Raw genomic sequence first — 22265 nt, 5'->3', positions numbered from 1 at the left:
CCCAAAAAGAATCCGCAGAGCATTCGTCCCGCCATGTCCACTGCCGCCCCCGCCTCCCCCGACCGATCCAAGGCCATGCGCCACGCCGCCAGCATGCTCGTGCTGCGCGACGGGCCGCAGGGCATGGAAGTGCTGCTGATGCGCCGCCCGCAGCGTGCCGATGACCGCAGCGCCGGGGCGTTCGTGTTTCCGGGCGGCGTGCTGGACCCGCAGGACGCGGCGCTGCACCCGTTCTGCGCGGGGCTCGACGATGCCGCCGCCAGCCTGTGCCTGGGTGTGCCGGGGCACGGCCTCGATTACCACCTGTGCGCCGTGCGCGAGGCGTTCGAGGAAGCCAACCTGCTGTTTGCCTACGATTCCACCGGGCAGATCGTCCGGCTGGACGACCTCGGCGACGAGGTACACCGCCAGCTGCGCGAGGCCGCCAGCTACGGCGGCAAGGGGCTGGCCCATGTCTGCGAGATGCTGGGCCTGACGCTGGCCGTCGACAAGCTGGCCTACTGTGCCTACTGGCTGACCCCGCCCGGCCTGGCCAAGCGCTTCGACACGCGCTTCTTCATGGCCATCCTGCCGGCCGGCCAGACCGCGATCCACGATGGCGTGGAGGCCGTGGAGCACCGCTGGATGCGTCCCGGCGAGGCCGCCGATCCGGCCAGCAACCTGACGCTGGTCAACGCCACGCGCCGCATCCTGCAGTCGATCGCGCACTTTGCCTCGGCGCAGGAATGTTTCGACCACGCCCGCGCGCAGCGCAACATCGCGCTGGTGATGCCGCGCCTGGCCGAGGGCCCCAGGGGCCAGCGGCCCGTGATGCCGGAAGAGCCGTGCTACGCGGAGATCGCGCGGATCGATCCCGATGGTGCCGGCCACGGCCGCTACGCGCTGGAGCCGGCGCTGCCGGTGCGGCTCTCGGAACGGGTCTGGCGCGTGACCGCCAACAACGGCAACGTGATGACCGGCCCCGGCACCAACACCTATTTCGTGGCCGGCGCCGACAACACCTGGGCGGTGATCGATCCCGGTCCCGACGATCCCGAACACTTCGCCGCCGTGATGGCCGCCGCGCCGGGGCCGGTCAAGCTGATCCTGACCACGCACACCCACCTCGACCACTCGCCCGGCTCGGTCCGGCTGCGCGAGGCCACCCTGGCACCGGTCTGGGGGCGCGTGACCGCCGTGGCCGACCGGCAGGACCCGACCTTCCGGCCCGACCACATGCCCGAGCATGGAGACCGCATCGTGCTGGGTCCGGACAGCACGCTGCGGGTGATCCACACCCCGGGGCATGCCTCGAACCACCTGTGCTTCCTGCTTGAGGAAGAGAAAACGCTGTTCACCGGCGATCACGTGATGCAGGGCTCCACGGTGGTCATCAACCCGCCCGATGGCGACATGCACGCCTACCTGGCGTCGCTGCGGGCGCTGCTGGACGAGGATCTGGACTGGATCGCCCCCGGACACGGCTTCCTGATGCCGCGCCCTCACGACGCGATCCGGCTGCTGATCCGCCACCGCCAGCAGCGCGAGGCCAAGGTGCTCAACGCGCTGCGCGCGCTGGCCCCGGCCGATGTGGCCGCCTTGCTGGCGAGCGTCTACGACGACGTACCCGAGCGCCTGCACCCGGTGGCGCAGCGCTCGCTGATGGCGCATCTGCGCAAGCTGGAAAAAGATGCGGTGGCCACCGAGGCGGACGGCATCTGGGCGCTGCGCTGAAATATCTGGATACCTTTCCCGCCTTGGCCGGTGCCTGCCGCGCTGCCTACAGTGATCGGAACACGACTCGCCGAAGGCCCCGCCATGTCCAGAATCCTTGCCGTCCTGCTGCTGTCGCTGGCCGCCCCGGGCGCCGCGCATGCCGTCACCAAGTGCCAGAACGACCGCGACACGCTGTATACGTCCTCGGCCTGCCCGGCCGGCTACCGCAATGTCACCGGGGCGATGAAAGGCCAGGTGACCACCGTCACCAAGGCGCCCAAGGTGCGCCGCGACGAGCAGGATTACCTGGCCCAGCGCGCGCGGCTGTCGCGCCAGATCGATAACTGGAATGCCCGCGAGGACGAACAGGACTGGCGGGCGCGGAACACGTTCTGGAACCAGTGCCGGGCGCTCGAATACCAGGCGCGGGCGTCGGAGCGCGCCATGGAACATACCGAGTACTGGAGCCATGCCGACCGCTATCGTGACGCCGTCCGCGCGGTACGGGCCGAGCAGTACGCGATGGGGTGCTTCTACTGAGCGGACGTCTGTGCGAAACCTCGCAGAAAAGCGAAATTGTCGTAAATTGCGCTGATATTAATGGGACTTAGATCGGCATACAAAAACTTTCAGGCGAAATGAGGTCGGAATCACGTCTGCTGTCACATACAATCCGTTCCGATCCGGCCCCGCTGCGATGCCCGTTTTTTGGGTGCCGCGGCTTCTGCGGTCGCAACCCTGCCTGTGAAGAAAACCATGCTGACTCTCACTGCGACCGTTGCGTATATGCTGGCCTGTATCGTCGCACTTGCCTTTGGTGCTCGCTGGATGCTCAAGAACGACCCCCTGCTCAAATCGCATCAGCGCCTCGATCCGTCCTCTGGCCCCGCTGCTGACGATCCACCCCGCTGACGTAACGTGCATGACCCTGCCTCATCGGAAACGCCGGTCCTCGTGACCGGCGTTTTCCATTTGTGGCTGCCGGCCTGGGTGGCGGCGGCGCCCCGTGGCGGCGCCGAGCGCCGCCGTCCTACACCGCGCGCCTCCGCGCACCGACATCCCGCCGCGTCCACGCGCACTATGCTCTGAGCAGGTCCTTCCCAGACTGCCCTAGCGCGAGCCATGTCGACTGTGCCCCCGGCCGTACCTTCCTCTTCCGCCATGCCGGCCGCGGACATCCCGCCGCGCGCCGAGCCCTCGGCCGCGCCCGAGACGGTCGTGCCGGAACCCGTCGCCCCCGAAGACATCGCCATCGCCGCCGCGCCGGTGACATCGCCCGATTTCACGCCGCCAGCCTGGACGTTTGCGCTCCAACGGACCAGCACGGCGCTCGTGGTGCTGGCCACGCTGGCCTCGCTCTATGCGCTGCATGTGGCGCAGGCATTCGTGGTTCCCGTGGTGTTTGCCGTCGTGGTCGCCTACCTGCTCGATCCGATGGTGGCCTGGCTACAGCGCCAGCGCGTACCCCGGGCCATCGGTGCCACGGTGGTGCTGCTCGGCCTGCTGGGCGTCATCCTGTGCTGCGCCTACCTGTTGCAGGGCCAGGTCTCGTCGATCGTGGACCGGCTGCCGGACATCGCCAGCAAGCTGTCCCGTTCCCTGGGCGAACTGCTGAGCGGCGACGACTCGATGGTGCAGAAGATCCGCCGCGCCGCCACGGTGCTGGGCGGCACCGGCCAGCCCCCCACGCCGCGCGGGGCGCGGATCGTGGTGGATAGCTCGGGCGACAGCCTCAATACGGTGCTCTGGGCCGGCGGGCTCGGCGTCTTCACGCTGCTGGCCCAGGCGGTGGTGGTGCTGTTCCTGACCTGGTTCCTGCTGCTGGCCGGCGACATGTTCAAGCGCAAGTTCATCAAGATGGCCGGCAAGACCATCAGCCAGAAGAAAATCAGCGTGCACATGCTCGACGAGATCAACCGCGCGATCCAGCGCTACATGCTGTTGCTGGTGGTGACCAATGCCTCGCTGGGCATCTGCACCTACGTGCTGCTGCGCTATCTGGGCGTGGACAACGCCGGCACGTGGTCGATCGTGGCCGCCGCGCTCCACCTCGTGCCCTACTTCGGCTCGCTGCTGACAGCCGTCTGCCTGGGCGTGGCCGCTTTCATGCAGTTCGGCACGCTGGCGCCGGTGGCCGCCGCCGCCGGGGGCTCGCTGCTGGTGGCCACGCTGATCGGCAACGGCATGACCACGTGGATGACCGGCCGCATGGCCCGCATGAACGCGGTGGCGGTCTTCGTCTCGCTGCTGCTGTTCACATGGCTCTGGGGCACCTGGGGCATGCTGCTGGCGATTCCGCTCGCGGTCATCGCCAAAGTCGTGGCCGATCACGTCGAGGGGCTCGAAGTCCTGGCCGAGTTCCTCGGCGAGTAGTCCAGCCGCCTCAGTTTCTGCCCGCAAAACTTTGATGCGCCGCAAAATGACCGTGCGGCGCCGATCCCCTATAAATGAGCCGTTGCTGCACCGGCACGATTTCAGCCGGTAAAATTCGCACGATCTCAGCTTCGGGGGAGAGGCCTGCCGTGACTGTCCAGAGCACTTCGGTGCAGAAAGCCTGCCGTCTGCTGCGCGCGCTGTCAGATTCCCGGCACGCCCGGCTGACCGACCTCGCCAACGCCGCGCAGGTCGACAAGGCGTCGGCCCTGCGGTTACTCGATACGCTGATGGCCGAAGGCATGGTCGAGCGCGACCCCGATACCAAGGCATTCGCACCCGGCCGCGAATGGCTGACGCTCCAGGCCGCCGCGCAGCGCCGGCTCGATCTGCGCCCGCTGGTCCGCCCCGCCCTGATCCGCCTCGCCAATGCTTTTGAAGATACGGCGATTCTTTCGGTCCCCAGCGGCTGGGAATCGGTCTGCCTGGAGCTACGACTTGGCGTTTTTCCGATCCGCGCCAACTATCTCGACATCGGCAGCCGCCGCCCGCTGGGCGTGGGCGCCGGGAGCCTGGCGCTGCTGGCCGCCCTGCCTGACAGCGAGGTCGACACGGTACTCGCCTGCATCGAACCGGCCCTGAAACGCTACCCCCGCATCGACGCCGGCCTGCTGCGGCGCCACGTGGAAACCACGCGCGCGCGCGGCTATGCGCTGCTGCTCGATGTGGTGGTGGAGCGCATGGGCGGTGTCGGCATCGCCCTGCCCGGCCCCGATGGCTACCCGCTGGGCGCCATCAGCATCGCCGCCCTCAACGAACGGATTACCGAGCGCGAGCCGGCGCTGGCCCGCGCGCTGCGCCGCGAGGCCGACGCCATTGCGGCGCTCTGGCACCCCACGCCACGAAAACCTTTGCAACAACAGGATAATTGAAGCATGCGCTGGAAGCAACGTCCGGAAGGTTCCAACTGGGGAGATTTCGGCCCCGACGACCAGCTAGGCCGTGTCAACCTGATCGGCCCCGAACAGGTGGTCAAGGGCGCACGCGAGATCCAGGCGGGCCTCAGTTTCTGCCTGTCGATGCCGCTCGACTATCCCGGCGGCAACAAGCTCAACCCCCGCCGCCACCCGCCGCAGCTGCGCCCCACTTTCCGCGACGACATTCCCTACCTGAACTTTCCGCTGGCCAAGGTCAACCCTGCCGCCACCGACGTGATCAGCGATGACCAGGTGCTGCTGAGCCTGCAATATTCCACCCAATGGGATGCGCTGGCCCACGTGGGCGCGCTGTTCGACGCCGATGGCGACGGCCGGCCCGAGCGCGTCTACTACAACGGCTTCCGCGCCAACGCGGACATCGTCGGCCCCGTGGACTACGCCGAGGACGACCATTTCGAGGCCCATGACTGCGGCCACGGCCACGGCAGCCACGCCGACGCGCTCGGCATCGAGAACTTCGCCGTCAAGGGCATGCAGGGGCGCGGCGTGCTGGTGGACCTGGCCGAAGTCTTCGGCAAGGAGTTCCGCAACGTGGGCTACGACGACCTGATGCGGGCGATGGAAACCCACCGCGTGGAAGTGGAGTCCGGCGACATGCTGCTGCTGCGCACCGGCTTTGCCGAGGTGGTGCTGTCGATGCAGCGCAATCCCGACGAAGACGTGCTCCACCACAGCTGCTGCGCGCTGAACGGCCGCGACGACCGGCTGCTCAACTGGATCACCGATTCCGGCATCGCGGCGCTGATCGCCGACAACTACGCCGTGGAACGCTATCCCGCCCTGCCCCCGCCCGACGACGCCAAGACCCACCCGCTGCTGCCGCTGCATCATCACTGCCTGTTCAAGCTCGGGCTGCCGCTGGGAGAACTGTGGCACCTGCGCGAACTGGCCGACTGGCTGCGGGCAAATGGCCGCACCCGCTTCATGCTGACGGCGCCGCCGCTGCGGCTGCCGGGGGCGGTAGGGTCGCCGGTGACACCGGTGGCGACGGTGTAGCGTTGTCGTACCGGTTGGTCCGAGGGATCGACCAACCGACATAGAAAAAATCCACCCGGAGGAGACAACATGAAAAGCACAAAACCCATCATCGCCGCAGCAATCGCCGCCGCGTCCTTCACCGCCCACGCCGCCGTCTCCGACGATGTCGTCAAGATCGGCCTGCTGCTCGACATGAGCGGCCTGTACGCCGATGTCACCGGGCGCGGCAGCGCCACCGCCGCGCAGATGGCAATCGATGACTTCGGCGGCAAGGTGCTGGGCAAGAAGGTGGAGCTGGTGGTGGTGGACCACCAGAACAAGGCCGACATCGCCGCCAACAAGGCCCGGGAATGGTTCGATACCGACAAGGTCGACGCCATCCTCGACGTGGCCGCCTCGGCCCCGGCGCTGGCCGTGCTCGACGTGGCCAGGCAGAAAAACAAGATCGTGGTGTTCTCCGGCCCCGGGAGCGAGCGCATCACGAACGATCTCTGCACGCCGGTCTCGGTCCACTACGCCTACGACACCTACGCGCTGGCCAATTCCACGGCCCGCGCCATGGTCCAGCGCGGCGGCAAGAGCTGGTTCTTCCTGACCGCCGACTACGCCTTCGGCCATACGCTTCAGCAATCGGCGACGACCGTGGTCAACGAGACCGGCGGCCAGGTGCTGGGCGCGGCCCGGCATCCGATCAATACCAGCGATTTCGCGTCGTATCTTCTCCAGGCGCAGGCGAGCAAGGCCCAGGTCGTGGGGCTGGCGAACGCCGGCGGCGACACCGTCAATGCGATCAAGGCCGCCTCCGAGTTCGGCCTGACCCGCAACGGCACCCAGAAGATGGCCGGGCTGCTGCTCTATATCAACGACATCCACGCCATCGGGCTCAAGACGGCCCAGGGGCTGGTGCTGACCGAGGGCTTCTACTGGGACATGAACGACGCCACGCGGGCCTGGTCGCGCAAGTACTTCGACCGCGTCAAGAAAATGCCGAACATGAGCCAGGCGGGCGTCTATTCGTCGGTCACGCACTACCTGAAATCGGTGCAGGCGGCCGGCACCGACGACACCGCGCCCGTCATGAAACAGATGAAGGCGCTGCCAATCAATGACTTTTTCGCCAAGAACGCCCGCATCCGCGAAGACGGCCGCATGATCCACGACATGTACCTGTTCGAGGTCAAGAAGCCCGAGGAATCAAAATACCCGTGGGATTACTACAAGCTGCTCGCCACGATCCCCGGCGACCAGGCATTCATGCCCGTGGCCAAGTCCCAGTGCCCGCTTTTAAAGAAATGACGATGCCACGGACCTTTATCCGGGGCGTCGGCAACACCCGCTTCGGCCGTCTGCCCGGCAGCACACCGCTGACGCTGATGGCCGAAGCATCGGACGCCGCGCTCGGCGATGCCGGACTGGGCCGCCACGAGATCGACGGCGTGCTGTGCGGCTATGCCACCACGCTGCCGCACCTGATGCTGGCCGACCGGTTCTGCGAGTTCGCCTCGCTGCAGCCGGCCTATGCCCACGGCATGGCTGGCGGCGGCGCCACAGGCGGGCTGATGGCGATGCTGGCCCACGACCTCGTGCGGGCCGGACGCTGCCGCAATGTGCTGGTGGTGGCCGGCGAGAACCGCCTGAGCGGGCAGAGCCGCGACCAGTCGGTGCAGACGCTGGCGCAGGTCGGGGAGCCCGATATCGAGGTGCCCAATGGCGCCTCGGTGCCGGCCTACTACGCGCTGCTGGCCTCGCGCTATCTGCACGAGACCGGCATGGGGGCCGATGCGCTGTCGGACTTCGCCGTGCTGATGCGCACCCATGCCGCCGCCCACCCGGACGCCCACCTGCGCGAACCGCTGACCCTCGAAGCGGCCCGCGCGGCGCGCGCCATCGCGTCACCGCTGCGGCTGTCGGACTGCTGCCCGATCTCGGACGGCGCGGTCGCCATGGTCGTGTCCGCCGAGCCGGGCGCCGGGACACCGGTGCGGATCGCCGGCGCGGGCCAGGCACATCGGCACCAGCACCTTTGCGCCATCGACGATGTGATGGAGACCGGTGCGGCGCAGGCCGGCGGTCGCGCGCTGGCGGAAGCCGGCCGCGGCGTGGCCGATATCGACTACCTGGCCATCTACGACTCGTTCACGATCACGCTGGTCATGCTGCTGGAGGAACTCGGCATCGCGCCGCGCGGCGGTGCCGTGGCGCGGCTGCGCGCCGGAGACTTCGGGCGCGACGGCCCGGTGCCGCTCAACACCCACGGCGGACTGCTCGCGTTCGGCCATTCCGGCGTGGCGGGCGGGCTGATGCATCTGGCCGAAGCGGCCCGGCAACTGGCCGGACGCGCCGGGGTGCGCCAGATCGCGCCGCGCCAGCGTGCGCTGTTCCACGCCGATGGCGGCGTGCTGTCGTCCCATGTCAGCCTGGTTCTGGAGGCCGCCGCATGACATCCCCGTACACCGAAGGACTCGCCGCAGGCCTGCTGCGCTACCAGGTCTGCGAAACCTGCGCCGCCTGGCAGCCCTTGCAGCGCCACGCGTGCGGTCATTGCGGCAGCCGCCAGTTGGCGTGGCGCGATAGCAGCGGCCTGGCCACCATTCACGCCGTGACCGAGGTGTTCCGCGCCCCGACTGAAGCGTTCCAGGCGCTGGTGCCCTACACGCTTGTGCTCGCCACGCTCGACGAAGGCCCGCGCGTGATGGGCCACGCAGACCCCGGCATCGCCATTGGCGACCGCGTGCGCGCCAGCGTGTTCCACGTCGACGGACAGCCGCTGCCGAGGTTCCGGCGCGCCTGATTCCTCCCGCCCCTATCTATATAGATATACGACAAGATGCCCGACACCCTCTCCGCCCTGCTCTCGCCCCGTTCCGTCGCCGTCATCGGTGCCTCCGACAACATCCACAAGATTGGCGGCCGGCCGATTTACTACATGCAGCAGATGGGCTACGCCGGCACGATCTACCCGGTCAATCCGCAACGCGAGACGTTGCAGGGGCTGCGGTCCTACCCCTCGCTCGACGCCCTGCCCGAGACCCCGGAACTGGCGATCATCGTGGTTGGCGGCGATTCGGCGGTGCAGGCCGTCTCTGATTGCGCACGGCTGGGGGTCGGTGCAGCCATCGTGATCGCCTCGGGCTTTGGCGAGGCCGGCGAGGAAGGCAAGCGCCAGCAAGACGAGATGGTGCGCATTGCCCGTGATGCCGGGCTGCGCATCGTCGGGCCGAACAGCCAGGGGCTGGCCAACTTCGGCAATGGCGCAATCGCCAGTTTTTCGACCATGTTCATCGAGATCCCGCCCAAGGACGGCCCGGTTGCCGTGGTCAGCCAGAGCGGCGGCACGGCGGCGCTGGTCTACGGGCTGCTGCGCAACCAGGGCATTGGCGTGCGGCACGTGCATGCCACCGGCAACCAGGCCGACGTGACCGTCAGCGAACTGGCGCTGGCCGTGGCCCATGACCCCGACATCCGGCTGCTGCTGCTCTACCTCGAAACGCTGACCGACCCTGACGTGCTGGCCGAAGCCGCCGCCGTGGCCCGTGCGCGCGGCATTCCCGTGGTGGCGGTCAAATCCGGGCGCTCGCAGGCCGGCGCGCGCGCGGCGGCGTCGCACACCGGTGCCATGGCCAACGAAGACCGCGCGGTCGACGCATTTCTGGCACGCCACGGCATCTGGCGGGTTGACGACGCCCACGCGCTGGCGCGTTGCGCGCCGCTCTACCTGCGCGGCTGGGAGCCCGCCGGCCGCCGGCTCGTGGTGGTCAGCAATTCGGGTGCAAGCTGCGTGATGGCCACCGATACCGCCGACACGCTCGGCATCACCATGGCGCCGCTCTCCGACGCCACGCAGGCCGCGCTCGGCCAGAAGCTGCCCGGCTTCGCCGCGACCGGCAACCCGGTGGATGTCACGGCGGCGCTGCTGACCAACAGCGGCCTGTTCGGCGACGTGCTGCCCGTGGTGGGCGACGATCCGCAGGCTGACATGGTGCTGCTCGACATTCCCGTGGCCGGCATGGGCTACGACGTCGAACGCTTTGCCCGCGACGCGGCCCGGTTCGCCGACACCGCCGGCAAGCCCATCGCCGTGGCCGCATGGCAGGAATCGGTGGCCAGCGTGTTCCGCAACGCCAACGTGCCCACGTTCTTCCATGCCGCCGACGCACTTGCCGCGTTCCACCAGTTGACGGCGCACCGGCAGTTGCTACGTGATGTTTCTGGCGAAACGGTGATGCCGGTGATCGGACAGGTGTCATTGGCATCGGCCCCGCACACGCTCAGCGAGGCCGCCAGCCTGGCGCGGCTGGCCGAAGCCGGCGTGCCGGTGGTGGAACACTACCTGTGCCGGAGCGCTGACGAGGCCGTGGCCGCCTGGCAGCGGATCGGCGCCCCCGTGGCGGTGAAGGCCAGCTCGCCGGCCGTGCCGCACAAGAGCGAACATGGGCTCGTCGCGCTGAACTGCAACACGCGTGATGCAATTGTCGACGCCTATACCAGCCAGACCCGCACGCTCGACGCCATGCAGGCGCCCTGCGAAGGCGTGATCGTCGCGCGCATGACGCGCGGCCAGCGCGAATGCATGGTCGGCGCGCATTGGGACCCGGTTTTCGGGGCCGTCCTGCTGGTCGGTGACGGCGGCAAGTACGTGGAAACCGTCAAGGACACCACGGTGCTGCTGGCCCCCGCCAGCCCTGCCGCCATCGAACGCGCGGTCCGCCGCCTGCGCATGGCCCCGCTGCTCGACGGCGTGCGCGGCGAACCGGCGCTCGACGTCGCTGCGCTCTGCAAGCTGGCGGCGAAGGTCGGCGATCTGGTACACCGCGCCGGCGGTGAAATCCGCTCGGTGGACCTGAATCCCGTGATGCTGAATGCCGAGGGGGCGGTGGTTGTGGACGGGTTGATGGAGGTCGGGGGCGGCTGCTGAGAATCGTAGATTCCTTAAAAGGCGTTGGGCCGGGGACGCAGGGTTCGGCTGACTGCGTCCCAAAGACCGACGGATTCGGCTTCGGTGAGGGAGCCGGCGGGTTCCCGGTAGCTCTTGAGCAGACGGTTCGACGTACCCACATCGAGTTCCAGTTGGAGGAATGGCGACTTGGGACTGCCGACAAGCGAATTTGCTTCCAGTTGGAAGTGGAACGCAGCGACCCCTGCGTGAGTCTCGCCCGCCATCAGCCACTCCTCGGCGGCCAGATCGGTCAGTTGGACGCGCCCGTTGCGAAGGGTACGGCCGTCCTTCTTGTGGCGAAGGACACGGCGGATTTCGTCGCCGCGCTGCAAGAGCGTGGTCGTACCCCGAATATCCGTGTCGGTATCGAGATCGAAACTGACGTCCCGATGCGTATCCAGGACGAAATGCGCGCGGAGATTCTCTTTCTCTGAAGCGTGGCCAGCGATAAATCCGCCCGGAAAGCACATGCCGGGTTCGGTGGGGATTTCGGTGTCGGGGCGGCCTTGGGTTCTGGAAAGGAACGACACGATTTTGGCCAGGCGCTCGCTGATATTGGTCATTCCCGGGTTGTCCCTCACCGAAGGGTCGTCCTTGAAATAGGTCGAGTCCTTCGCTGAATAGGCCTCCAGCATCATTTTGATTCGATATCCGCGATCCCATCGGTAGGCTTCAATCATCCGGCCCGCGTCGGTCAACGCACCGGGTGATCGGAGAGCGATGAAATACCGGGAATCGGGCATCCCTTCGATTACCCCATCGTTGTACAAATACTGATAGCCAGAATCGTTTTTCGTAGCCATCAGTTCCTCGTGTCGCGCCTGCATTTCCCTCAGATATCGCTCGTGGGTCATCGCTTGCGCTTCAACCATGACTTTCTCGACGTTCGTAGACTGGAACATATGGGAGTCGGCTGGCACGTCGATCAGATAACGACCCACGCAGCGTGTGACCAGATTCTCGGTAAGGTGATTCAAGGTGTCCTTCTCCTGCGGGGTAAGTGGCCGTTGCCCATTGCAGGCCGTCAGGGCCAGCGCAAGGAGTGCCGTGAAGCCGGCGTGAAGACAGGGGTTCATCGCGGGCTCCTGCTGGCGGAGGTTTGATATTCGCTGGCGATCCGGGTAATGGACCAGAGTGTGAACAACCGGCGTTCGTCGTTTCGTGCCCAGTTCGTAATTCCAGGTCGGGCGTCATTCTTGAAAGCCGCCTCGTGTCCAAAATCCTTGAATGGCACGCAGTACCGAACCCCGGGGCATCCAACGGGCGCCTTGCCAGAACGCGCAGGCACGGTGCCATCTCCTGATTCTGTGGCCTCCCGAAGCACGAAGTACGCACTGTCTCCGGGTGCTCCTCGCTCGATGGAGACGCCAAGACGGCCATAACCGTGGTCCCATTGAATCTGGCCCCCCAGAAGATCGTGGATGTATGGGACAAGCTTCGGAGGCCGAGCGCCGACATCGCGGCCAATTGCCCGTTTCCACACCACATCGCCCCACGTCTTCGTATCGGCGTCGTCGCCATAGAAGGCATAGGTATTGCGGTGATACTTTCGGCTTATCTTCGAATGGAACGGTTTCACTAACTCGTTGACGGTTTCGTTGAAGACGAGCCAATCACTCTCAATCTGAGTCCTGTGCACATCTAGTGGATTCAGAAAGCGGTCGTTGATGAGACCCCACCACTTGCCGCGCTGGAGATATATCTCGTCGTAGGGGTCCTGAACCGGAAGGCTGACTACCCGGTCGAAATCACGGACCTTCAGCCATCCCGTGCCATAGTCTTTGCCCGGCAATAACTGCAGCGCACCTGGCGCGGTGGCAAATACCGCCGTGACTTCCGCCGCATTGGCTCCCAGCACCCACCCCGCCGCGCCTTCCGTGCCCGCCTTGACGCGTCGGTAAGCCGCTGCGGCGCCCGTGGCCGGCATTACGCCGTGCACGACACCCAGGACATCGTCCGCGCCTTCATCCTCTTCGGTGAAATAGCGCGCCACCAATCCCCCCATCGAATGGGTCACGAGAATGACCTTGTCGCAACGAAACTGCCGCTTCCGGTAATACTCGATGAATTCGGCGACTCTCTCTTTCAGCCGTTTCGCCGAATCCTGGTTGGGCTGCAGCCAGTTGTATCCGACCGCGTGAACGGGGAACCGAAAGTGGTAGGAGGCCGCCACTTCCTCGTACTTCAGCAATGGCAGGTCCGGCTTCAGGACATGTCGGATCAACCCGGCCCGCAGGCCCTTCCGGCCGTAGCCATCCTTCGCCAGATAATCATTCAGGTGCTGTTCGAGCCAAGGCAGAAAATCGCCATAACTCATGGCGCCGACCTCGCCCCATCCCCGGCGGCGCAGTTCCTCGTCAGAAAGGGCAGTACCCGTGGGGAGTATTCCTTCGCGGTAGACGAAAGTCTTCGCCGGGTCCAGCAAACGCCTGCGTTTCTCGGGTAATGCTCCACCCCACTCGGACGCAACTGTCCACGTACTGTCCACCAGCCAGACTGCCTCGCCGTTTTCATCCATCAAGTTCGACCCCATGATCCCCGGGACAAAAACCACCGGCACGATGTGGTCGGGCATCACGTAGCAGACCGCGCAACTGTCGTCCGGCGGTGAGGTGGTGGAATAGTACGAAACACGGCCGTCCGGACCGATCCGAGGAGGGATGATGCGTTCAAGACCCATGGGAATCTCCAGCGTTGAAGGGGAATGCGAGCAAGTTCATTCGGGATCGATCTCCAGTTGCACGCCTTCCACGAACAAGCTCTTCTGCAGGCCGGTGCGGCCCTCGGCGTCGGTCATGCCATGGATGACGCTGCCGTCCGATCGTAGAATCTTGAATTTGCGGTTCGCGATGGGCGTTTCGTCGAACGCATTGCGCAGGACGAAGTCCTCGTCGAAGCTGGCGTGCTTCCACTGGTTCATTTCCTGCGCCAGGCTCGTGGGTCCCCCGCGGTAGATCCCGGCCGACCGCATCGTGCGTTCGCCGCGCGTGCCATCCTCGATGCCCGTCGCCGAGATACGGAGGTAGGAACCGCCGCACTTCAGGATGATTTCTTCCTTGGCGTCGATGACCGTACGCGCGGCAGCACTGGAGATCGTCAGATTCCGATCTGCGAGCAGGCGCATCTCGTCGCTTTGGGCCTCGATCTCGACCTTGCCGCTGGCTGCTACCAGCTTCATGCCGAGTTTCTGGACAAACAGCGAGATACGCTGGCCCGCCGCGACGGTCAGGCGCTTGAGCACGCTGACGTCGGCATGGCCGCCGGCGGTGCCGATCAGGTTCTCGGCTGCGCTGAGCTGAAGGTCCGTACCGGATGCCAGGGCCATGCCGGCCGGCGCCGAGGCCAGCAGCCCGGCCCGCTTCAGCTCTTCCAGCGTCTCTTCCAGCAACGCGCGCTGCCGCTTGTGATCGGCCGCGATGGCCCCGGCCGCCCTCGCGGCCTCGCCCAGCGATTCCACCATCTGCTGCGCCTGGCGCAGTTGCGCCAGCGCCCGCTCCATGTCGAGCTGTGATCCGCCCGCCCGAGGCTGGTCATCCGCGGCAACGAACAGACCCTTGCCCGCGCGCAGCACGCCCCATGCCGACGTCCGCAGCTCGAATCCCTCGCCGCGGCACTTGCGCGCCCGGTCGACCAGGTAGCCGAGGTTCAACTGCGACTTGCTGCCATGCCCGCTGGCGAGCTTGACGCCGTGCTGCCCTTCCCAATCCTCGAAGCGCAGCTTGTTGTTGCTCTGGGTACGGATCACGTTGCGCGATAGCCAACGATCCCGGCTCGTGATCAGATCCTCGTGCTGGCTGTTGTGCAGGGCGTGCGCGATGTATGGGCGGTTCGGATTGCCATCATGGAACGCAATGGCAACCTCGGCGCCGTCGATCAGCGGAAAGTGGAACCCGGTCTGCCGGGCGCCGGCGAACGGCTTGGCCAGACGCAGCGGCACGCTCTCGGCGCCGCCGGGCCAGTCGTCGAAATCGAGGTCGAAGCGGACGACATAGTGGCCATCCTGGGTCAGATAGGCGTACTTGTACTGGCCGGGAGACGTGACCCGCCCACTCAGCGTGCCGCCAATGCGCGGCCAGCGGGTCTCGTCGACGGGCAGCCGGAAGCGCCGGTCGCACGGGATGGCCCGGAATCGATTGCGATAGGCACGGTCCCGGGCGCCGGAATGTGTGACCTCGGTGACGACCTGCCCGTCTGGCGAATCGGGCAGCATCGTATCCATACGAAAAACGCGCCCTGGCCGCAGCGCCAGGACGTTGCTCTCGCCTTCATGGACCACCTGTCCTGCCAGCGCGGCCTCGTGCCGCAATTGCGCTTCCCAGCGCGCGCCGGCCTGGTCCGAATGGTGTGTGCCGAACACATACGGCTCGCCGTAGGTCGTTCGGTCCTTGCGCGCCACGTTCGCAGTGCCTTCGACGCGCTCCCAGGCGGCGCCCGGATTGTAGTCGGCGGTCCGCACCGAAGCCGGCACCGTACGCGCGTGGGTCTCGACCCGGAACACGGCCTCGGCGCCAGATTCCAGCCCGGCCGTTGGCCGACACGGCACGTCCAGCGCTGGCTTGTACAGATAGTGGTCGATGTCATCGCCGAACACCATGCGCTCGCCAAACTCTCCCCATTCGAAGTAGCAGTAGAGGCCCTCCTGCTCCATCAGCAGGCGCACGTAATCCCAGTCGGATTGTCGATACTGCAGGCGGAATCGGTGTTCGGGATACTCCCGGCACAGACGGAACGCGAACTGGTGGCCCAGGAGACCGTGCGCCCGCAGGATGGCTTCGATGATCTGCGGCGCCGTCTTGTGCTGGTAGACGCGGCTGCGTGATGTCAGCCGCAGCCGCGCCGCCTCGGGCTCGATGGTGATGCGGTAGCCGTGGAGATCACGGCACCGGCTGATATGGGAGAAGGCGGAGATCCAGCCACCGAACCGGCGCGGGCCGGTCCCGTTGCCTTCCTCGCCCTCACTTTCCGGGTCGAGCACGAATACGGCCGGCCGGTTGAGAAAATCCGTGCGGTCCAGCCGCGCCGGGTGAGTCAGTTCGATCACGACCCGATACAGTTCGCCCAGCCTTTCGACTGCCTCGAAGCCGACCACTGACAGCGCCACAGCCTCCCGTGCACTCGGCACCTGGAGAAAATACGATCCCTTGCAATCCCGCATCCCACGCTCCCGTGACTACGTTGGGAAGCATTGTGGAAAGCCGCTCGCTTCAGCGAAATCGTATTGCGGCGAGATCGGTGTGCGGATGCCGATTTTTTAGGGCGCGGATTGTCTAGAGCCCGAAACAGACTGTCAGTCGATCCGCTCTTCTTTGCTTCGACACCAATCGTTACATTTCAGACCGCCGCACAGCCCCTGAGCCCAAGGGAGGCGTGCGCGTGTCTCACGATAAGGAAAAGCATGAAGACCCGAATTGCCTGCCTGGCCGCCATGGCCGTCCTGCCTGCCCTGCCCGCCGTGGCGCAGGCCCAGACCAGCATCACGCTCTATGGCGTGGTGGATGCCGGTGTGGAGTTCCTGACCCACGCCCCGAACACTGCCACCGGTGGCAGCAACAACATCGTGCGGATGTCGGCCGGCAACATGTCGACCTCGCGCTGGGGCCTGCGTGGTTCGGAGGATCTGGGCCGTGGCCTGAAGGCGGTCTTCACGCTGGAAAGCGGCTTCGATCTCGATACCGGCGGCCTGAACCAGGGCGGCCGCCTGTTCGGCCGGCAGGCGTTCGTTGGCCTGCAGAACCAGTACGGCACCGTGTCGCTGGGCCGCCACCAGAGCGTGCTGTACGATTTCTCGCTGGCCTATGATCCGATGGCCATCGCCACGCGCTACTCGGTGCTGATGCACGACAAGTGGATGTCGGGCCGGGCGGACAACTCGCTGAAGTTCACGGGCAAGACCGGCGCCTTCTACTACGGCCTGCTGTACAGCACGGGCTACGACAGCAGCGCTGGCGGCGAAGTGCCGGGCGACTACAAGGCTGGCCGCAACTGGTCGGTGGCCGGCGGCTACGAGTCCGGACCGTTGTCGGCGCGCGTGGTGTATGACGAGGTGCGCGGCAGCACGATCGCCACCGACGACAACCGCGAGCGCCGCGCCAGCATCGGCGCCAGCTACAACGTTGGCCGTGGCCGTGCGTTCGCCGGTTATCGCTGGTACTACGGCGACTTCGCCACCAGTTCGCTGCGCACCAACCTGTACTGGGTGGGGGCCAGCTACCAGGTCACCCCGGCCATCTCGGTCACGGGGGCGGCCTACTACACCGATGTGCGCAACAGCAGCGGCGATCCGTACAGCTTCGTGCTGTCCAGCTCGTACGCGCTGTCCAAGCGCACCGACGTGTATGCCATCGCCTCGTACGCGCAGAACCGCAACGGCTCGTCGATGGGCCTGACCGGCTTCGGTCCGTCGCTGAACGGCAGCGCCACCACGCTCACGGCCACGAGCGAGCAGGTTGGCGCCGGCCAGAACCAGTTCGGCGCCATCGTGGGCGTGCGGCACCGCTTCTGATCTTCGCTTCGCTCCCCTCTTCCGCATGCGGGAGAGGGGCGCAAACCGGGAGGGGAGTCAAGCGGCTTCGCCGATCCCCAGGGTCCTCAACGCCGCCTTCAGCGACGCCTCCTGCTCGGTCGCATACAGCGCCAGCTCATCGCTGACCGCGGCCCCCAGCGCCGCCTCGAATGCCGCCCGGTTCGGTGATGCCTCCAGGTCATCGCGGCGCTCGTCGCCGAGATTCGACTGGAAGATGCCAGCCGCGCTCACCGGCAGGAAATCCTCGTACGTGATCGGTTGGGCCACGAGTGCGCCCGATGCCAGCAGCGCCTCGACATCGCTGCCGTCCGCTGCCTTGTTGCCCACCACGATCCGGTAGTAGGCCAGCCCCTGCTGGCGCAGGCCCTCGTGCGTATCCGGGAAGGCGGCGAACACCTCCGAGAGCACCGTGCGGTACGCATCGGCGTTCGACCCATCGCCGGCCGGCGAGATCGTCTTGCGCACCTCGGCCAGCAACTGGTCGTAGAGCTGGCGGCCCTTTGGCGTCAGCGCCACGCCGCGTTGTTCGATCTCGCCGAAGCGTGCCGTGTGGGTACCGGCCTCGCCGCCGTCGCGGAAGGTCACCGGCTCGCTCAGGGCCAGGAAGCTGGTCTGGCGCAGCAGGATCGGGCACCGGCGCGTGGGCGGGCCTTCCACCACGGCCTTCGGCTGGATGCCGCGCGCAGGCATCTGCGCCTGTACCAGGTCGATGTCGAGCGTGCGCGGGGTCAGGTGGTTGATGTGCGGCCCGGGAAAGCAGACGATGTCGGCGATCAGCGGATGCGTCTTGCGCAGTTTCCAGTACAACCCGGCATCGACGGTGGATTTTCCGTGCCAGCGGAACGTCTCCAGCGCCTCGCTCACGAAGCGGGCCGCGTCGGCGTCATCGAGCCCGCCCTGGGCCTCGGCGCGGGCAATCAGTTCGAGGCAGCCCGGCGTGAAGATCGAGCGCGTGGCGAGCACGGCGGCGGCAGCGTCGCGCAGGGCGGCGTCCTCGATCAGGTCCAGCCGCAGCAGCGACGTGAACACGCGGAACGGGTTCTCGGCCAGTCCGGCCACGTCGAGCGGGCGGAACGCGGTGGAGTGCACCGGCACGCCGGCCACCGAAAGATCGTAGTAGCCCACCGGGAACATGCCCATCACGGCGAAAAGCCGGCGGATCGTGGCCAGTTCCTCGGGCGTGCCGACGCGGATCGCGCCATGGCGCTCCACCTCGATACGCGATTCCTGCCCCGCCGCGCCGGCTGCGGCCGCACCCACGCGGGCCAGCACATCGGCGTTGACGTCGGCAACAAGCGCCATCAGCGTGCCGTACTGCGGCACTTCGGCGCGATACATATCGGACATGGCGCGCGAAAACTGGGCGCGGATCTGGCTTGGGGACGAGAAATTGGCTGTCATGGTCTGGGTGGGGAAAAATCGCCGCCCATTGTGCGTGCGGTCCGCGTGTCCCGCCAGCGAGAAATCTGCGCCACTTGATGCGGTTTCGGCATCAACCGGGTGGCATCCTCACGCCACCTGGCACTGCCGGACCAGCCAGTCGGCAAAGCGTGCCGCCTTGTCGTCCCCGGGCTTCCCGGCGCGGTAGGACAGGAAGTACGCCCCGCCGTCGGGCCGCTCGCCGGCCGCCCCGTCGAATGGCAGTGCCATGAGCTGGCCGCTTGCCATTTCGGAATGAACCATCATCGCCGGCAGCACCGCCACGCCCAGCCCGCAGATGGCCGCGCCGGTGACCATCGTGAACAGGTCGTAGCGGGCGCCGAGCCGGGCCTTGCGGCGCACGGCCTCGTCCTCGGCGCCGAACCAGTCCGGCCAGGCGTCGGGACGGCTGGCCAGGTGCAGCAACGGCAGGCGCAACAGATCCTCACGCAAGGCCGGGCGGTGCTGGTCGAGCAGCGCCGGGCTGCAGACCGGGATCGATGGCCCCTCGTCGAGCAACCGGGCATGGGGGCTACCCTCCCAGGGCCGCTCGCCGAAGTAGATGGCGGCGTCGAAGATCGATTCGGCGAAATGGAATGGCTCAGGCCGGGCGTGGATATTGACGACCACCCGCGGATGTTCGGCCCGGAAGCCCGCCAGCCGGGGAATCAGCCATTGCGTGGCGAACGTGGGGACCACGGCCAGTTCAATGACCTCCATGCCGCCCACACGCGAGGCCAGGTCCTTGGTGGCGCGTTCGATGGCCTTTAGCTCCTCGCGGATCTCGCGCACGTAGCGGTCGCCATCGGCGGTCAGCACCACGCGCTGGCGCACCCGCTCGAAAAACCGCACGCCGAGCCGCGCTTCCAGCGCCTGGATCTGCCGTGAAATCGCGCTCTCGGTCACGTTCAGCTCGGTCGCGGCGCGCGTGAAGCTGCCCAGGCGGGCGGCGCACTCAAGCATCTGGAGTGCAATCAGACTGGGAAGACGCATGGTCGGAATCGGGGACGCTGGCCGGAACGTGCGTGCGGTAGCACACGGTGGGGTCCGGCAAAGGCTGCCATTGTGGCACCGGCGTCCTATTCACGCCCTTGAAAATTCCGAAGCACTGTATATATTTACAGGTACTGTATGGATGAACAGTAATGGCGCTTTCTGGAGTCTTCTGATGGAACACCTGATCCGGGTACAGAACGAATATGACCGCCAGGTCCTGGTCTGGTTGCGCGTACGGATTGGCGATGCAGCACTGGCTTCCGCCGCCCGCCGGGCCACTTCGCAAGGCAAGAAGCCTTACCTCTCCACCATTTGCCGCACGTTGAACATCCGGCCGCCCTCGCGCCGCAGTTTTGCGGATGAAGCGCGCAATACACATCGCGCCGTGGGCGACCGGTATCTTGCCGAGATTCGGCAGATCCTGGGCGTCGAACAGCCTCAGGCATCACTTTTCTGAGCGGAGCTCGACATTTAGGCAAAATTATTGAAATCCAATAATTATTGGAATCCAATAATTCAGCCTAAACCGGGCCGCTTCAGGCCGGGAGTTCGGTCACGCGCATGGCCGGCGTGATCTGAAGCGGATCGGTCACCAGTTCCAGCACGGCCGGCTTGCCGGCCTGCAAGGCCCGCTCGAAGGCCGCCGCAAAATCCTCGGTCCGTTCCACGCGTTCAGCCCAGGCGCCGCACGCCTTCGCCATCTCCACAAAATCAGGATTGACGATGGTCGTGCCGCTCTGCCGGCCCGGATAGCGCTTCTCCTGGTGCATGCGGATCGTGCCGTACATCCGGTTGTTGACGACGATGGTCACCAGATTCACGCCATGGGCCGCCGCCGTGGCAATTTCCTGCGGATACATCAGGAAGCAGCCGTCGCCTGCAAAGCAGACCACGGTCTTCTCCGGGTACCGCAGCTTGGCGGCGATGGCGGCGGGCAGGCCGTAGCCCATTGCGCCGCAGGTCGACGCCAGTTCCGTGCGCGGGCGCTTGTAGGCATAGAAGCGGTGCAGCCAGACCGTGTAGTTGCCGGCCCCGTTCGACAGCATCGCGTCTTCGGGCAGCACCTTGTTCAGGTGCGCCATCGCGGCGCCCAGGTCTACCCCGGTCAGTTCGGCGTGGGGCTTGGGCGGCGTGACAAAGGCTTCATGATCGGCGCGGGCGCCGGCGGTCCAGTCCTTCCAAGGCGTGGCCGACGGGGCCGGCAGGCCGGCGAGCATCGCCGCACCGGCGGCCACGCCGGCATGGATCGCCAGCGCAGGCTGGTACACGCGGCCGAGTTCGAAGCTGTCGGCGTGGATGTGCACCAGCTTCTGCTTGGGCACCGGCACCTCCAGCAGCGTGTAGGCATCGGTCGCAATGTCGCCCAGCCGGGTGCCGAATGCCACGATCAGGTCGGCGGTCCTGACGCGCTCGGCCAGCTTGGGGCTGACGCCAAGGCTCAGGTGGCCCACGTAGTGCGGGTCGCGGTTGTCGATCACGTCCTGGCGGCGGAAGGCACAGGCCACCGGCAGATTCCAGGCGGACACGAAAGCCTTGAAGTCACGCACGGCGGCGTCGGTCCAGCACGCCCCGCCGGCAATCACGAGCGGACGCTGGGCGGCGGCCAGCGCATCGGCCAGCGCGCGGGCATCGTCGGCGCGCGGCGCGGCCTCGACGGCACGGTACGGCGCGGCATCGGCGCACTCCACCAGCCCGTCGAGCACGTCTTCGGGCAGCGCCAGCACCACCGGTCCGGGGCGCCCGGACGTGGCCACCTGGAAGGCACGCGCCACCATCTCCGGAATGCGCTCGGGATCGTCGATCTCGGCCGCCCACTTCGCCATGGTGCCGAACACCGCGGCGTAGTCCATTTCCTGGAACGCCTCGCGGCCCTTGTGCTCGCGGGCGATCTGCCCCACGAACAGGATCATCGGCGTGGAATCCTGCGCGGCAATGTGCACGCCGATGCTGCCATGCGTGGCGCCCGGCCCGCGCGTCACGAAGCAGATGCCCGGGCGGCCCGTCAGCTTGCCATCGGCCTCGGCCATGTTGGCCGCCGCGCCCTCGTGCTTGCAGACCACGAGGTCGATGGCCGGCTGGTCGTGCAGCGCGTCGAGCACGTCCAGAAAGCTCTCGCCCGGCACGCAGAAGATGCGCTCGGTGCCGTGCAGGCGCAGTTGGTCGACCAGAACGCGGCCGCCGGTGCGGGCCTTGGAGGGTGCGGATGTCATGGCGATGTCCAGGAAGAATGAAATCGGTAATTCGGGAAACGGCGATCGAATGTCTGCGATTGTTCCGTTTGACGTGCCCGCCCGCGCGGTCTATCGTGCATTTCTGTTATGCATTTCCTGCAAGTCCGCGCGGCGGC

Annotated in this window: 18 protein-coding genes; 12 read left to right on the top strand and 6 right to left on the bottom strand. The window is 66.6% G+C overall.

The window, feature by feature from the left end; all coding sequences use genetic code 11:
* The first annotated feature begins 33 nt into the window (after nt 1-33).
* The 10 genes from EV147_RS05520 (at nt 34) to EV147_RS05480 (ending at nt 10959) form a co-directional block, all read left to right on the top strand.
* Nucleotides 34-1713: an MBL fold metallo-hydrolase gene (locus EV147_RS05520; protein ID WP_235844608.1), complete on the top strand. Its 1680-nt coding sequence runs from the start codon at nt 34-36 to the stop codon at nt 1711-1713.
* Nucleotides 1714-1797: 84 nt separating this feature from the next.
* Nucleotides 1798-2235: a hypothetical protein gene (locus tag EV147_RS05515; protein WP_130390091.1), complete on the top strand. Its 438-nt coding sequence runs from the start codon at nt 1798-1800 to the stop codon at nt 2233-2235.
* 216 nt (nt 2236-2451) lie between these two features.
* Nucleotides 2452-2607, top strand: a complete 156-nt coding sequence (locus EV147_RS26070; RefSeq protein WP_198680171.1) for a hypothetical protein — start codon at nt 2452-2454, stop codon at nt 2605-2607.
* A gap of 210 nt (nt 2608-2817) precedes the next feature.
* Nucleotides 2818-4068 (top strand): AI-2E family transporter, encoded by a 1251-nt coding sequence (locus EV147_RS05510; RefSeq protein WP_130390090.1) that lies wholly within the window; start codon nt 2818-2820, stop codon nt 4066-4068.
* Nucleotides 4069-4217: 149 nt separating this feature from the next.
* Nucleotides 4218-5000 carry an IclR family transcriptional regulator gene (locus EV147_RS05505; RefSeq protein ID WP_130390089.1) on the top strand — a complete coding sequence of 261 codons (783 nt, stop codon included), beginning with the start codon at nt 4218-4220 and terminating at the stop codon, nt 4998-5000.
* 3 nt (nt 5001-5003) lie between these two features.
* Nucleotides 5004-6062, top strand: coding sequence for a cyclase family protein (locus EV147_RS05500; protein ID WP_130390088.1), 1059 nt, complete (start codon nt 5004-5006; stop codon nt 6060-6062).
* A gap of 69 nt (nt 6063-6131) precedes the next feature.
* Entirely contained in the window at nt 6132-7340 is a 1209-nt protein-coding gene (locus tag EV147_RS05495) for an ABC transporter substrate-binding protein (protein WP_130390087.1), read from the top strand.
* Entirely contained in the window at nt 7337-8485 is a 1149-nt protein-coding gene (locus tag EV147_RS05490; RefSeq protein ID WP_130390086.1) for a thiolase family protein, read from the top strand. Before EV147_RS05495 ends, EV147_RS05490 begins: the two co-directional genes overlap by 4 nt.
* The gene (locus tag EV147_RS05485) at nt 8482-8835 is read left to right on the top strand and encodes a Zn-ribbon domain-containing OB-fold protein (RefSeq protein ID WP_130390085.1); all 354 of its coding nucleotides are present in this window, start codon (nt 8482-8484) and stop codon (nt 8833-8835) included. The genes EV147_RS05490 and EV147_RS05485 overlap by 4 nt, the downstream gene beginning before the upstream one ends.
* 36 nt (nt 8836-8871) lie before the next feature.
* Nucleotides 8872-10959, top strand: a complete 2088-nt coding sequence (locus EV147_RS05480) for an acetate--CoA ligase family protein (RefSeq protein WP_130390084.1) — start codon at nt 8872-8874, stop codon at nt 10957-10959.
* 14 nt (nt 10960-10973) lie between these two features.
* Here EV147_RS05480 and EV147_RS05475 read toward each other — a convergent pair whose 3' ends face one another.
* The 3 genes from EV147_RS05475 to EV147_RS05465 are packed head-to-tail and all read right to left on the bottom strand — an operon-like array spanning nt 10974 to nt 16135.
* On the bottom strand, nt 10974-12056 hold the full coding sequence (locus tag EV147_RS05475) for a T6SS immunity protein Tli4 family protein (protein ID WP_130390083.1): 1083 nt from the start codon (nt 12054-12056) through the stop codon (nt 10974-10976).
* Entirely contained in the window at nt 12053-13660 is a 1608-nt protein-coding gene (locus tag EV147_RS05470; RefSeq protein ID WP_130390082.1) for a lipase family alpha/beta hydrolase, read from the bottom strand. The genes EV147_RS05475 and EV147_RS05470 overlap by 4 nt, the downstream gene beginning before the upstream one ends.
* Before the next feature lie 36 nt (nt 13661-13696).
* Nucleotides 13697-16135 (bottom strand): type VI secretion system Vgr family protein, encoded by a 2439-nt coding sequence (locus EV147_RS05465; RefSeq protein WP_130390081.1) that lies wholly within the window; start codon nt 16133-16135, stop codon nt 13697-13699.
* A gap of 240 nt (nt 16136-16375) precedes the next feature.
* Here EV147_RS05465 and EV147_RS05460 point away from each other — a divergent pair, with 240 nt between their 5' ends.
* Entirely contained in the window at nt 16376-17482 is a 1107-nt protein-coding gene (locus tag EV147_RS05460) for a porin (protein WP_130390080.1), read from the top strand.
* A gap of 57 nt (nt 17483-17539) precedes the next feature.
* On the opposite strand, the gene hglS is transcribed toward EV147_RS05460, so the two are convergent.
* Nucleotides 17540-18904: a 2-oxoadipate dioxygenase/decarboxylase HglS gene (hglS, locus tag EV147_RS05455; RefSeq protein WP_130390079.1), complete on the bottom strand. Its 1365-nt coding sequence runs from the start codon at nt 18902-18904 to the stop codon at nt 17540-17542.
* A gap of 108 nt (nt 18905-19012) precedes the next feature.
* Nucleotides 19013-19915, bottom strand: a complete 903-nt coding sequence (locus EV147_RS05450) for a LysR substrate-binding domain-containing protein (RefSeq protein ID WP_130390078.1) — start codon at nt 19913-19915, stop codon at nt 19013-19015.
* A gap of 175 nt (nt 19916-20090) precedes the next feature.
* On the opposite strand from EV147_RS05450, the gene EV147_RS05445 reads away from it, so the two are divergent.
* Nucleotides 20091-20375, top strand: a complete 285-nt coding sequence (locus EV147_RS05445; protein WP_130390077.1) for a hypothetical protein — start codon at nt 20091-20093, stop codon at nt 20373-20375.
* A 79-nt stretch (nt 20376-20454) separates the two neighbouring features.
* Here EV147_RS05445 and EV147_RS05440 read toward each other — a convergent pair whose 3' ends face one another.
* Nucleotides 20455-22128: a thiamine pyrophosphate-binding protein gene (locus tag EV147_RS05440; RefSeq protein WP_130390076.1), complete on the bottom strand. Its 1674-nt coding sequence runs from the start codon at nt 22126-22128 to the stop codon at nt 20455-20457.
* Nucleotides 22129-22265 lie beyond the last annotated feature (137 nt).

It is taken from the genome of Cupriavidus agavae (genome assembly GCF_004217045.1).
GTDB classification, from domain to species: domain Bacteria; phylum Pseudomonadota; class Gammaproteobacteria; order Burkholderiales; family Burkholderiaceae; genus Cupriavidus; species Cupriavidus agavae.
This window is presented reverse-complemented; position numbering and strand designations above follow the sequence as displayed.

Coding starts and splice junctions, on each gene's coding strand:
- hglS (WP_130390079.1), bottom strand. CDS start 18,904: ATGACAGCCAATTTCTCGTCCCCAAGCCAGATCCGCGCCCAGTTTTCG.
- EV147_RS05465 (WP_130390081.1), bottom strand. CDS start 16,135: ATGCGGGATTGCAAGGGATCGTATTTTCTCCAGGTGCCGAGTGCACGG.
- EV147_RS05490 (WP_130390086.1), top strand. CDS start 7,337: ATGACGATGCCACGGACCTTTATCCGGGGCGTCGGCAACACCCGCTTC.
- EV147_RS05460 (WP_130390080.1), top strand. CDS start 16,376: ATGAAGACCCGAATTGCCTGCCTGGCCGCCATGGCCGTCCTGCCTGCC.
- EV147_RS05495 (WP_130390087.1), top strand. CDS start 6,132: ATGAAAAGCACAAAACCCATCATCGCCGCAGCAATCGCCGCCGCGTCC.
- EV147_RS05485 (WP_130390085.1), top strand. CDS start 8,482: ATGACATCCCCGTACACCGAAGGACTCGCCGCAGGCCTGCTGCGCTAC.
- EV147_RS05445 (WP_130390077.1), top strand. CDS start 20,091: ATGGAACACCTGATCCGGGTACAGAACGAATATGACCGCCAGGTCCTG.
- EV147_RS05515 (WP_130390091.1), top strand. CDS start 1,798: ATGTCCAGAATCCTTGCCGTCCTGCTGCTGTCGCTGGCCGCCCCGGGC.
- EV147_RS05440 (WP_130390076.1), bottom strand. CDS start 22,128: ATGACATCCGCACCCTCCAAGGCCCGCACCGGCGGCCGCGTTCTGGTC.
- EV147_RS05450 (WP_130390078.1), bottom strand. CDS start 19,915: ATGCGTCTTCCCAGTCTGATTGCACTCCAGATGCTTGAGTGCGCCGCC.
- EV147_RS05475 (WP_130390083.1), bottom strand. CDS start 12,056: ATGAACCCCTGTCTTCACGCCGGCTTCACGGCACTCCTTGCGCTGGCC.
- EV147_RS05510 (WP_130390090.1), top strand. CDS start 2,818: ATGTCGACTGTGCCCCCGGCCGTACCTTCCTCTTCCGCCATGCCGGCC.
- EV147_RS05480 (WP_130390084.1), top strand. CDS start 8,872: ATGCCCGACACCCTCTCCGCCCTGCTCTCGCCCCGTTCCGTCGCCGTC.
- EV147_RS26070 (WP_198680171.1), top strand. CDS start 2,452: ATGCTGACTCTCACTGCGACCGTTGCGTATATGCTGGCCTGTATCGTC.
- EV147_RS05520 (WP_235844608.1), top strand. CDS start 34: ATGTCCACTGCCGCCCCCGCCTCCCCCGACCGATCCAAGGCCATGCGC.
- EV147_RS05500 (WP_130390088.1), top strand. CDS start 5,004: ATGCGCTGGAAGCAACGTCCGGAAGGTTCCAACTGGGGAGATTTCGGC.
- EV147_RS05470 (WP_130390082.1), bottom strand. CDS start 13,660: ATGGGTCTTGAACGCATCATCCCTCCTCGGATCGGTCCGGACGGCCGT.